The sequence below is a fragment of the Pseudonocardia sp. NPDC049154 genome (genome assembly GCF_040648315.1).
Taxonomy (GTDB): domain Bacteria; phylum Actinomycetota; class Actinomycetes; order Mycobacteriales; family Pseudonocardiaceae; genus Pseudonocardia.
In genome coordinates this window covers 1-1,153 of sequence record NZ_JBEZDN010000267.1, presented here as the reverse complement: position 1 = coordinate 1,153, position 1,153 = coordinate 1, and the positions used below count along the sequence as shown (strand labels likewise).

1 pseudogene is annotated in these 1,153 nt (G+C 81.5%); it reads left to right on the top strand.

Going from position 1 to position 1,153, the window contains the following annotated elements:
- Positions 1 to 1,153, top strand: a pseudogene (locus AB0B41_RS43225) (hypothetical protein); the annotation flags it as partial.

The window sequence follows — 1,153 nt, the reverse complement described above, 5'->3', positions numbered from 1 at the left end:
GGCGCGCGAGCGCGCGCGGTCCGCGACCCGCGTCCAGGGCCGGCTGTCGGGCGAGCTCGCGGCGCTGCAGAGCCGGCTCGCGGAGCTCGACGACGGGACCGCCGCGGCCCGCGCGCAGGGGCACCTCGAGCCGGAGGAGACGGTCGCGGCGGCCGTCGAGCGGCACCGGACGGCGGACGCCGAGGCCGCCGCCGAGCTGGAGCGGCTGCTCGAGGAACGGGTCGGGCTCCGGGAGCGGCGCGAGGAGCTGCGGGCCGCCGCGGACTCGCTCGCGACGGAGCGGCGCGCCCTCGTCGAGCGACACCGGGCGGCGGCCGAGCGCGTCGCGGCCCTGCGGGCACGGGTGGCCGAGCTCGTCGCCGACGACCGGCTGCGCGCGCTCACCGGCGGCGACGAGATGGACCCGGTCGTCGAGGCGGGCGACCTCGAGGACCTGCTCACCGCGGCGATCGCGCGGGCCGAGCGGCACCGGGTGGAACTGGCCGTCGAAGGGGCGGAGGACGAGCGCGCGCTCGCCGCGCTGGGTGCCTCCGGGCTGCTCCCGCCGACCCTGGACCTCGCGCGGGCGCAGGAGGCCGTGGAGGCCGCGGGGATCGCCGTCGCCACCGGCTGGCGGTACCTCGCCGACTCGGTCCCGCAGCGGGAGCACGCCGCCGTGCTGCGCGCGGCGCCCGCGCTCGCATCCGGGCTGCTGGTCCACGCCGAGGCGGATCTGCCGGCCGCGCGCCGGGCCCTCGCCGAGGCCGGGATCCGGCCGACCACGGCCCTGGTCCTGGCCACGACCGCCGACCTCGACGCCGTCGTGCGGGGTGGCGAGGCCGAGCGGTTCGAGCTGGTCACGCCCGCGGCGGCGCTCACCGACCCGGCCGCGGCCGGGGCCGAGACCGCCGCCCGGGAGCAGGCGCGGGCTGCCCGGGCCAGCCGGGACGCCGCGCTGGTGGCCGACCGGGAGCGCGACGACGACCTGCGCCGCGGTGTCCGGGCGCTGCGGGCCGAGTGCCCGCCCGGGACCCTCGAGGCGCTCGACGGCGAGGTGTCCGCCGCCGCGGAGGAGCTGGGCCGGGCGGACGAGGACGCCGCGCGGGTCGCGGCCGACCTCGCCGTCGCGGACGAGCGGGAGCAGGACCGCGAGCGCCGGCGCGAGGCGGCGGAG